Here is a 10,492-nt window from a genome sequence, read left to right on the forward strand (position 1 = left end):
TTCGCGCTCAGCCAGCGGCAGGACGATGGACAGAGTTTGAGAGAGCATTTGGTGGCTTACGAGGAACGGACAGGACGGCAGCATGAAAGGATGGCAAACGCAGCCACCCTTCCGCCTGCCTGCGTCCACCTGTGGGCCGACTTCCTTGAACTGCACGAAAGCCGGGGATCGAACGGCTTTGCTCCGCTGCGGATCGGATTTGTCGAGATTGACGCATGGCAGAGGGTGAACGGGGTTCGCCTGCCCTACTGGCAGATCAGGGCCATTCGCGCGGCTGATGACGCCTATTTCGTGAGCCGGGAGGTGAAGCAGTGACCGATCTTGCCACCCTCGGGATGAAGATCGACAGCAGCGAGGTTAAGACCGGCGTTGCGGAACTGGACCGACTGACGGACGCGGGCACGAAGGCAGAGAAGGTCATCGATCGCCTTGGCGATGAAGCCGCGCAATCGGGCAAGCAGATCAAGGGCGCAGCGGAACAGGCGGCGGACCTTGCCGCGCAGGTGCAGCGCATGGCCGGCATTTCTACAGGAGCCTCCTCCAATCTGGAAAAGACGGCGGGCGCTTCCAAACTGGCGGCACACCACGTTCAGAACCTTGCCTTCCAGTTCAACGACCTCGCTGTCCAAATCGCATCGGGCAGCAACCCCCTGATTGCGTTCGTTCAGCAAGGTTCGCAGATCGGTCAGATTGCGTCTCAGGCGGGGATTGGCCTTGGCGGCATGGCGAAAGAGGTGGCCGGCATGGTTGGCCGCTTCGCACTGGCGCATCCTGCTCTGCTCGCTGTCACGGCTGCGGTTGGCGCGGGAACATTGGCGTTCAAAGGCTTTACCGACAAGCTGGAAAACAAGGCGCCGGTTGACGACTATATCAAATCTCTCGGCCTAACTGCGGAGGAAGCGAAGAAGCTCGAAGATGCCCATGTGACCCTTGGCGATGCAGCCGGCGCGGCGTGGGACATGATCAAGGAAGCGCTCGGCCTTGATGATGTGTTCAAAACGCTCAGGGGCTGGGTGAGTGATGCGGCCAAGTATCTCTACGGCCAGTTCAAGGACGCCACTTCCTCGGTCTATGCCGCCTTCGCCGCAACCTATGATAATATCGGGTTGATCTGGAAAAACCTGCCAGCGCTGCTGGGGGATGCTGTCAGGCTGGCAGCCAACAAGGTGATCGAATCCCTAGAGGGCATTGTGAATGGAGCGATCGGCGCCTTCAACATGCTCGCCAAAGCGTCAAACTCTGCGTTTGGAACCAGCTTTACGATGGCGGCGAAGGTCGATCTGTCGGCCTACAAGGTCCAATATAGCGCGGCGGGCACAGCGGCAGCGGCGGCATGGTCCGACAGCTTCGGCAGGCGCAAGGCGCAGGCCATGGGCGCCTTCGACGAACTGGAGGACCGGGCCATCGGGCGACGTAACGCGCGCCTGAAGGATCAAGCCGACGAACTGATCAAGGACCGGCGCGGGAAGGCGAGCAAGGCCGCAAAGGATCAGGCCGATGAAGAGGCGAAACTAGCCAAATGGGTGGAGGACACCCGCGCGCAGGCGATGGGCAATGTCTGGAAGCTTGAGCAGGACATGATCAAGCGGCAGCAGGAGTGGGGCAAGGATCAGGCCACAGTTGGTGAAACCATGATCCAGCAGGCGAAGGACCTGGCCGCACTGGAGGACGCCCGCGCGGACGGGGCGCGGCGCATCCTCGAATATTATCTGCGCCAACTCGACGTAATCAGTCAGATGGGCGGTGCGCTGGGCGGTGTCGCTGGCGTGGTCGCAGGCATCTTGGACGGCGGAAACTTCGCGGGCCTGGGCGGGAAGTTCGGGCAATTCATGAACCTGCTCGGCAGATCTGTTGGCGATGAGGGCTGGAAGTCGATCACCAAGAAACTCGATCAGATTTTTGGTGGTGAAGGCCAGTTTGCCAAAACCATGACCTCGGTTCTCCAAAACGCTGGCATCGGCGCTGCTGCATCGTCGCTGGTGTTCGGCAGCAAGGGGAGTAGCCTTGGCTCCGAGATCGGCGGCGCAATCGGGGGCAAGCTGGGCGAAAAGTTCCTCGCCAAGGGAATGGAGAGCATAGCTAAAGGGCTTGGCGATTTTGCCGGCCCACTCGGCTCTGTTCTCGGCGGCGTGCTGGGTGGTGTTCTAGGCGGGTTGTTCAAAAAGGTAAAATGGGGGGCGGTCGATCTGTCCGCTTCCGGCGTCGGCATGGCACGAGGCAATTCTGGCGCGGCGGAAAAGGCCGCCGTCTCGATGGGCGAGAATGTCCTTTCCTCCCTCAACCAGATCGCAGAGGCCTTCAATGGCAGCTTGGGCGACTTCGGCAACATCACCATCGGCCAGCGGCACGGCGACTGGCGCGTCAATACCACGGGCACCAGCCTGAAAACGGCGATGGGCGCGATGGAGTTCAACGATGACGCCCAGGGCGCGATTGCCTTCGCCATTCAGACTGCGATCGAACGCGGCGCCATCACCGGCATCCGCGCATCGACGCAGAAACTGTTGCAGTCCGCGGGCGATCTTCAGACCAAGCTTTCCAAGGCGCTGTCGTTCGAACAGGTGTTCACCGATCTTAAGGCGCGGCTTGATCCTACGGGGGCGGCTCTCGACGCCCTGACGCGCAAGTTCGATGATCTGCGCGGCATCTTCAAGGATGCCGGAGCCACTACCGAGGAATATGCCCAACTGGAGCAGCTTTTAGCCCTCCAGCGCAAGGACATATTGGACGAAGCGGCTAAGGAGGCGCTCGACAAGCTCAACGAGCAGCGCAGCCTTGAGGTGCGGCTGCTGGAGGCGCAGGGGAAGGCTGCGGAAGCGGCCATGCTCCAGCGCGAGATCGAACTGTCGCAGACCAAGGACGAGCTTAAGCCGCTGATGATGCAGGTTCAGGCTGCGGAGGCTGCGGCTGACGCGATGGCCGAGGTCACAGCCAAGCTCAAATCCCTGACCGACAGCCTCAAGGCCTATCGCGATGAACTGGACGGCGGCGCGGGTGGCCCCACCTACCGGCAGGCGATGGCGAAGCTGATGGCGACCGGGGGGCTTGCCGCTGCCGGCGACATGACCGCGATGGAGAACCTGACCGGGGTAAGCCGCGACTTCCTTGCTCTGTCGAAGGACAACGCCTCCACGGCGCAGCAGTATAACCGGGATATCGCGCTGGTGCGGGCCTATCTCGACCAGGCGATCAGCGCGGCGGGCGGCGAGGTGACGGCTCCCGCGCCTACGGTCATTTCCGGCAGTTCGGCGGCGGTGGACGCCACCCAATCGGCAGCGACCACGCAGCAGAGCATGGCGTCGGAAATCCGCGCGCTGCGGGAGGAAAATCGGGTCATGCAGACCAAGCTGGTGGAAACCCAGAACATGGCCCTGCGCATCCTTCAGCGGTGGGAAGGCGACGGCATGCTGGTGCGCGGCGAAACCGACAGCCCGGTCTATGTGGAGGTGCTGCCGTGAAGATCATCCGGCCCTCCACGCTCGACAGCAGCAACCTCGTTTCCTCCACCGTTCCAGAAGTGGCGCCTGCGGCCTATGACGCGGGCACGACCTACGCGGCTGGCACTCAGGTTTCGGTGTTCACCGGCACGGTCGCCAGCGTCTATGAGAGCCTCCAGAACAGCAACACCGGCCACACACCGGCATCCTCTCCCCTGTGGTGGGACTATCTTGGCGCGACCTATGCCAGCTATTCCGGGGGCACGACCTACGCGCTTGGCGATATCGTCATCGATCCCACGACGCACCATGAGTTCGAAAGCCTGCAAGCGGGCAACACGGGCCACGCGCTGACCGACGCCGCATGGTGGAGCGACCTCGGCGCGGACAACCGCTACCGCATGTTCGACCTGTCGAACACCTCGCAGACCTCCGCCCCTCAAGGGATCACCATCGTTGCGCAGATGCAGGGTCGCACCGATAGCGTGGCGCTGCTCAATATCGTCGCGGCATCGGTCCAGATCATCGCCCGCTACACCGGGATCATCGTATTTGATCAGACCTATGACCTGATTTCGGACAGCGGCGTCACCAACTGGTACGAATATTTCTTCGAGCCGATCGTCCGCAAGGGTGACCTGATCGTCACCGACCTACCCCTGTACGCGGACATGGAGATCACGGTGATCATCAACGAGCCGACCGGCACGGCACAGGTGGGAACCTGCGTGATCGGCCTGTCGCGTGATCTTGGCAACCTGCTTTATGGCGCCCGCGTCGGGATACAGGACTATAGCCGCAAGGTCGCGGACGACTTCGGCAACTGGACGATCGTGGAACGCGCCTTCTCGAAGCGGGCGGATTTCCGCATCGCCGTGGAACCGGAGAAGGTGGACGCGATCACCGCCGTCCTCGCGCTCTACCGGGCAACCCCCGTCGTCTATGTCGGGACCGAAGAGTTCAGCAGCACGATCATCTACGGCTTCTATCGGGATTTCAGCAATGAACTGACCTTCCCCTCTACTTCCTACCTGACCTTGCAAATCGAGGGCCTGACCTGATGCCGTTGCCTTCCCTCACCCCTGCCCCCGATGCGCCGGCACGGACAGACGCCCCGGATGATTTTGTCGCGAAGGCGGACGCGTTCGTCGCGTGGCTCGACAATTTCGCGGACGAGATCAACACCCTCTCGACGGCGATAAGCGTGGCGGCGGCTGCGATTGTCGATGCCACGGCGGCTGATCCCGGCTTGCTGGCGATGACGGGGAAAACCCCGGCTGCGGACAGGCTGCTTTACTTCACCGGCTCCAGCACTTCGGCGCTTGCCACCCTGACCAGCTTCGCCCGCACGCTTCTGGATGACGCGGACGCGGCAACGGCGCGATCGACGCTCGGCCTGGGCACGGCGGCGACCTCTTCTTCTGGTAGTTTCGACGCGGCGGGGACTGCGGCAGCGGCAGTCACAGCCCATGTCGGGGCAGCCGACCCGCACAGCCAATACCTATTGGACAGTCAAGCTACGGCAACAGGCCTCTCGGTCCTGGGTGCGGCGGATGCGGCGGCGGCGCGCTCGGCCATTGGCGCGGCAGCCGGCGCTTCTGCCATCAGTGGCTCCGCTAGTTCCGGCAGCGTCCAGATCGGGCCGCTCACGCTGACATGGCGCGATCACAGTTTCAGCGGCACAACGACCTACGCCTATGGCAACGGCCACGCTTATACCTCATGGGCGCGCGCCTGGATCGAGGGTGATGACGGCAGCGAGGACGTTTCCGGCAACGTCACCAGCAGCGGAACCAGCACTGCCACGGTGCGCGCTGCGTCATCCTTCTCCGGCGTCCTCTTTTCCATCGGGGTCTAAATCATGCCAGCACCGACCATCACCCCGCTACCCGACGCCCCCTCCCGCACAGAGGAGCCGGCAACCTTCGTCACCAAGGCTGACGCCTTTGTCGAAGCGCTGGAGGGACTGCCGGGAGAGATCAACGCGTTTGGGGATTATCTCGGCGGGCTGGCGCTGGAGGGCGTTGCGGGGCCGATCACCAGCACAGCGCTGGGAATGTCCACCGGCAAACTGTTGGGGCGCTCCACGGCCTCCACAGGAGCGATCGAGGAGATAACGGTAGGCACTGGCCTGTCGCTCTCTGGCGGCACGCTTTCAGCCGCGCGCACCTACCGTATCGGCTTCTTCATCACGACCGCGCCATCTGCATCAGAGGTCTTGCTGCTGCATATCGTATCGGACGCTTGCACCCTCCCGGCAAACTTCAGCACAAGCCGGGGTGCCGTTGGCGCCAACCCGGCAGGGTCCTTTGTTCTCGATGTGCAGCAGCAGGTAAACGCGACCGGCGCTTTTTCCAGCATCGGCACCATCACCATATCAACAGGCGGCGCTTTCACCTTCGCCACGACCAGCGGCACAGCCAAAAGCATCGCGGCGGGTGACGTGATCAAGGTTGTAGGCCCAGCCACGCCTGATGCATCGATCGCCAATGTGGCGGTGACATTGGTGGGAGCAATCTGACGATGCCCGTCTCTTTCGTTGGAGCCGGCTCTGCTGCCAGTGCCGACAACGCAAGCGTTTCTCCTGGCGTGCACGGCTCGACCGCAGCCGGGGATTTGATCCTGGCCGTGTGTTATGTGCGGCACGCAACGGCTACAATCGGGCTACCTGCCGGGTACACCGCCGTTTCCGGTTCTCCATTCAGTGTTTCCGGTGTGACCGGCAGATTGGCGGTTTGCTACAAGATCGCGGCAGGTGGTGAAGCGACGGCCACATTTACGGTATCTGGCGGTGCTGCCGGCGCCGACATGATCGCACAAGCCTCGACCTTTCGCGGGATCAATTCGTCGGCGCCGATCGGCATTGTCTGTCCTGCTTTCGGGGTCGCCGGCACTGATACGGATATTGGTCCGATCCGGTCGCTCGGCTATTTTCTGAGCGGCCAAGCGTGCGTCGTGATCGGTGCCCGTGCCGACGACTGGACCGGCGCCGCGACACTTTCCGGCGACGGGTTGACATGGAGCGAGATCGGGGAAACCGTTTCAACGGCCGGGAGCGATGCGGGCCTTGTCTGGGACTACGCGGTCACCGCTGCGGACGCCCTTGTCAGTGACAAGACATTCACCATCACGGGCGGCGCTGGCGCACACACAATCGGGCTGATGCTTGCCGTATCGCCATCGGGCCTTACTGATACTTATGTAACCGCGACCGGGGCGGGTTCGATCACTGCGCCGGCTGGCGCAACTTCTGTTCGGCTGGAGGCGATCGGGTCGGGCGGAACACCCTCTAACCTGGCGCTAAGCTCCGAGTGCGGGAACGGCGGCGGCGCCTACGCGCTGACTAACAGCGTGACTGTTACAGGCGGCTCCAGCACGGTTTATTACAATGTCGATGCGGGGAACGCGAACACCTCGTCATGGGCCAGAGTTGGCACCAACTCCGCACCGACAGCCGCGACTGACGGCGTGAAAGCGGATAGTGCTGACGCAGGCGTCAACTCCTCTGGCCCAATTGGCGGCGGCACCGCTGCCAACAGCGTCGGTGATGTAAAATATTCAGGCGGCAACGGTGGCGGCACATCTGCTGCGTCCAACACCGCCGGCTGCGGTGGCGGCTCCTCCGGTGGGCCGACCTCGGCAGGCAATAATGGCGGAGCGCGATCCGCTAACGTCGCTGGAGTGGGCGGCGCTGCTGTGCTGGGCGGCGGGCGTGGCGGCACCGGAGGGGTGTCGGCCAACGGAGCCGGCCAGGCTGGCGCCTTTCCTGGCGGTGGCGGCGGTGGCGGTGGCGGCGGTGGCGGCAGCGTGCCGGGCGCGGGAGCCAACGGATATGTTCGTATGAGCTTTACCGGGGGTGGCGGCGGATCATCCACGAGACGCCGCCAAATGATCGTCACCTAACCATGCCGGGGGGCAAAGAATTGGACTATCTGGGACCAGACGGGGGCAGGCTGGCAGCAGCCTTTGGCACAGGATGCGCAGCGGCGTGGGGGTTCGGTCAGATGATACTCGTCCGCCCGCTGCAAAAGCGCGTGGATGAACTGAAGTCCGACTATCAGCTTCTCAAGATCGAGTGCGAGAAACGCGAAGGGCAGCAAGCGCAGCGGATCGACAAGCTTGAAACGCTGCTCCTGCTGCATGGGCCGGCGCAACTGCGGACGCATCTGGAAGCGGCGCTGAAGGGGGAAGCGGCATGACGCTCGCCAACGCCGAAGCCTTCTTTGTCGGCGCCCGCAAGATCACCGGGCCGATTAATGCGATGCAGGTCAATATCATCAACCGGCTGCTATTCGCCGCGTCCGATTGGGGTGCGGGCTGGATGGCTTATGGGCTGGCAACCGCATGGCATGAAGCCCGCCTGATGCCGATCGAGGAATCGGGGCGCGGGAACGGTCGGCCCTATGGCAAAATCGATGCTACCGGCAAGGCTCCCTACGGGCGCGGGCTGGTTCAGTTGACCTGGGCGAAGAACTACCAGCGGGCCGACGAGGAGCTGAAGCTCAAGGGAAAACTGGCGAAGGATTACGCGCTCGCGCTCGATCCTGAGATAGCCGTCAAAATCCTCGTGCGTGGCATGTCTGCCGGCTGGTTCACCGGAAAATCGCTGGCGACCTACATCGGCAAGGGGCTGGGCACCTTCGAAGAGTTCAAGGATGCCCGCCGCATCATCAATGGCACGGACAAAGACGCGCTGATCGCAGGTCATGCCTTGAGGTTTCAGGACGCGCTTATCGCAGGGGGTTGGAAATGACCGAAGTAACGAACGCACAACTCGCCGCTGCCGCTCGGCAGATCGTTCTCGCGCTTGGCGGCTATGCCATGGGACGGGGTTGGCTCCAGGCTGACACTCTGACCGCCATCGGCACGGTCGCCGCTGTCGTGGTTCCGCTTGTGTGGGGGCAGGCCAGCACCCGCAAGCTGGCGAAGAAGTGAGCGACGTTCTGATAGCGGCGGCATCGGGCTACCTGCTCGGCGCCGCCACTGTCATCGGCGGCTTCGTCATCGCCGCCTGCGCCATCTGGAAAGATATCAGGGGGTAAATCATGATCAAGATACTCGGCCTGCGCATCCTCACCAAGGAGCGCTTCAACGACCTGAAAGCCGCTGCCGAAACAGCGCTGAACATCGTTCCCAGCGAGACGGCTAAGGCGGTTCTCGCGCTCAAGCAGACAGAGGTAGGCTCCGCCATTGCCAGCAGCATCGAGGCGGTTTCCTCCAAGGAGATGACCGGCGCACAGAAGTTTGAGGCCGTGCTGGAGTATGCCGTTCCGCTGGTGTCGGACTTCCTCACCGGCAAGGGGCTGGAAGTAGCGGTCGATCAACTGGAGGATATCGGGCGGGCGCTCGTCCAGAGCATTTATAACGATTTCCGCTCATCAACAGCCGGCGTGATCGCGGGGCTTATCCTCAAGCTGTTCAAACTGGTTTAACCCCCAGCATCCCTAAACGCACCCTCGATCGCCTCTTCCCTGGTATCCCCTCTACCGCTTGCGACAGCACCACCAGAGGGAAGGACGATAAAGGCGAAGTGGACCGGCCCGCGCATCTCGGTCTTGATAGACAATCGCTGGCGGCGTTGTTGGGATAGGCGTTCGAGGCGGTCCATGCCGCTTGTTCGCGGATTGTTCCTGAGTCGGTCAAGGGGTGACGCGGACGCAGAGCGTAATCTGTCCATCCTTGCGCTGAAACCGGAGAGGTCCAGCTTGGGGCTTTGCGCGCCACCCACTCGATCCCGCGCTACCATGGGTAGCCAGAAGTGCAGGGCTTTCACCCGCTACCGCATTGCCTGACCGGATCGCCTCGGCTGTTCGGCTCTGCGTCTGCCCTTGCGAGGGGCTAAGCTGGGGCTTCGAAGAGGCGCAGGCCCTCAACCCCGTTGCTTTCCTGCGCTGCTGATCCCCTTCTACCCTATTACAAGAAGGGGGTGAATCCCTTATTTGCGATCCAGGCTTTCCAGCGTCATCAGTTTGAAAGTTGGTTCCGGCGAACGATTATTCTCGTCCACCTTGAAAGGCAGTCCGTAGAATGGGCGCTCTTCAAAGCGTATGCCGAGAGGATCAGATTGGGCGGCTCGCTCATCAGCCATGAGGGCGTAGATTGCTGACCGGTTGACGCGCCAATGCAGCATCTTCTCTTGCGCGGCAACAGCCCTGTGGCGCGCATCGGCCATCTGATCCCATAGTTTCATCTGCTCACCCATATCACAATCCCCGTCAGCACAGCCAGAACGATAAGGCCGGAGAGAAGGAAGCGGTTGGAGCCGGTCACTTGCCCAAAGCTTCCGCCCAATGCTCTGCCTGCCGTGCCATGTCTGCCGCGCCCTCTTTCATCCAGCCCGCGATAATCTCCACCCGAGATGCCACGTCCTCACCTGTCGTCTCGATTAGCCGTGACGGCATTTCGCCCAACAGGGTCGCGATTGTGCCATCAGGACGGCGGATCAGCGCGACATTGCACAGCAGCGTTCCAGGGCGGTGGGGGAATGCTTCGACGCTCATTGCTCTGGCAACCTTTCATGCCCTGGGTCTTCATGGTGCAGCACGTCGCCAAGCCGCCGCATGTCAACCGCCTGCCCGCAATCGGCGCAGACATAGAAGTGCTGCGTCTCGTCCTCCAGATCGGGGGCTTCCACGGGGAGGGCGTTCAGTTCCTCGCGTGAGGGCTTGTCGCTCATTGCTTCCCCTCTCCTGATAGGGCGGTGATGGCGGCTGCGATCCAGTCAGCTAAATCCTCATGATCCTTATCGACCGTAATCGCGGCGAACTTCTGCCCATCCTTGAAGCGGCACTCGATATGCCATTCATCCCCGTCATCGCGGACTGTGGCGTACTGAACCGGGCGCTTCTCCCGCTCTATGCGCTCCTCGTCATACCAGTAGCCACGGCGGCGTTTCGGCTTAACCGATTCACGAGACGTTCCAAGAACATCCTCCGGGACTATTCCGTGAGTCTGCGGACCGTTTGGGGAATCTTTACGCCAAACGTTTCCGGCTTGTTCCACCGAACTATCGGCGTAAGTGCTTGATTTATGGTCGGGGAGACAGGATTCGAACC

14 protein-coding genes are annotated in these 10,492 nt (G+C 62.2%); 10 read left to right on the forward strand and 4 right to left on the reverse strand.

Translation table 11 applies throughout. The features are described from left to right. Positions 1-51: 51 nt before the first annotated feature. The 10 genes from L858_RS0118515 (at position 52) to L858_RS0118565 (ending at position 8,869) form a co-directional block, all read left to right on the forward strand. Complete coding sequence (locus L858_RS0118515; protein ID WP_420801837.1) at positions 52-315, forward strand: phage tail assembly chaperone; 264 nt, start codon at positions 52-54, stop codon at positions 313-315. Further along, entirely contained in the window at positions 312-3,458 is a 3,147-nt protein-coding gene (locus L858_RS0118520) for a phage tail length tape measure family protein (protein ID WP_022684562.1), read from the forward strand. Before L858_RS0118515 ends, L858_RS0118520 begins: the two co-directional genes overlap by 4 nt. Next, positions 3,455-4,498, forward strand: a complete 1,044-nt coding sequence (locus L858_RS0118525; protein WP_022684563.1) for a hypothetical protein — start codon at positions 3,455-3,457, stop codon at positions 4,496-4,498. Before L858_RS0118520 ends, L858_RS0118525 begins: the two co-directional genes overlap by 4 nt. Then, a complete protein-coding gene (locus L858_RS0118530; protein WP_022684564.1) occupies positions 4,498-5,295 on the forward strand; it encodes a hypothetical protein in 798 nt (265 codons plus the stop codon). The genes L858_RS0118525 and L858_RS0118530 overlap by 1 nt, the downstream gene beginning before the upstream one ends. A gap of 3 nt (positions 5,296-5,298) precedes the next feature. Continuing rightward, the gene (locus L858_RS0118535) at positions 5,299-5,958 is read left to right on the forward strand and encodes a hypothetical protein (RefSeq protein ID WP_022684565.1); all 660 of its coding nucleotides are present in this window, start codon (positions 5,299-5,301) and stop codon (positions 5,956-5,958) included. A gap of 287 nt (positions 5,959-6,245) precedes the next feature. Next, positions 6,246-7,340: a hypothetical protein gene (locus L858_RS0118540; protein WP_022684566.1), complete on the forward strand. Its 1,095-nt coding sequence runs from the start codon at positions 6,246-6,248 to the stop codon at positions 7,338-7,340. A gap of 101 nt (positions 7,341-7,441) precedes the next feature. Further along, the gene (locus tag L858_RS20700) at positions 7,442-7,636 is read left to right on the forward strand and encodes a hypothetical protein (RefSeq protein ID WP_022684567.1); all 195 of its coding nucleotides are present in this window, start codon (positions 7,442-7,444) and stop codon (positions 7,634-7,636) included. Continuing rightward, positions 7,633-8,190, forward strand: a complete 558-nt coding sequence (locus L858_RS0118550; RefSeq protein WP_022684568.1) for a lysozyme family protein — start codon at positions 7,633-7,635, stop codon at positions 8,188-8,190. Before L858_RS20700 ends, L858_RS0118550 begins: the two co-directional genes overlap by 4 nt. Further along, positions 8,187-8,372 (forward strand): Pam3-gp28 family putative phage holin, encoded by a 186-nt coding sequence (locus L858_RS0118555; protein WP_022684569.1) that lies wholly within the window; start codon positions 8,187-8,189, stop codon positions 8,370-8,372. The genes L858_RS0118550 and L858_RS0118555 overlap by 4 nt, the downstream gene beginning before the upstream one ends. Before the next feature lie 110 nt (positions 8,373-8,482). Next, entirely contained in the window at positions 8,483-8,869 is a 387-nt protein-coding gene (locus L858_RS0118565; RefSeq protein ID WP_022684571.1) for a hypothetical protein, read from the forward strand. Between the two features lie 503 nt (positions 8,870-9,372). Here L858_RS0118565 and L858_RS0118575 read toward each other — a convergent pair. From L858_RS0118575 to L858_RS22145, 4 genes are all read right to left on the reverse strand, one after another. Further along, a complete protein-coding gene (locus L858_RS0118575) occupies positions 9,373-9,639 on the reverse strand; it encodes a hypothetical protein (RefSeq protein WP_028056280.1) in 267 nt (88 codons plus the stop codon). A gap of 64 nt (positions 9,640-9,703) precedes the next feature. Then, positions 9,704-9,937: a hypothetical protein gene (locus tag L858_RS0118580; RefSeq protein ID WP_022684574.1), complete on the reverse strand. Its 234-nt coding sequence runs from the start codon at positions 9,935-9,937 to the stop codon at positions 9,704-9,706. After that, on the reverse strand, positions 9,934-10,113 hold the full coding sequence (locus L858_RS21800) for a hypothetical protein (RefSeq protein WP_152639877.1): 180 nt from the start codon (positions 10,111-10,113) through the stop codon (positions 9,934-9,936). Before L858_RS21800 ends, L858_RS0118580 begins: the two co-directional genes overlap by 4 nt. Continuing rightward, positions 10,110-10,492: hypothetical protein (locus tag L858_RS22145; protein ID WP_202951367.1), on the reverse strand; the 383-nt coding region annotated here is incomplete at its 5' end. The genes L858_RS21800 and L858_RS22145, both read right to left, overlap by 4 nt.

Source organism: Sphingobium bisphenolivorans, from assembly GCF_000412635.1.
Classification (GTDB): domain Bacteria; phylum Pseudomonadota; class Alphaproteobacteria; order Sphingomonadales; family Sphingomonadaceae; genus Sphingobium; species Sphingobium bisphenolivorans.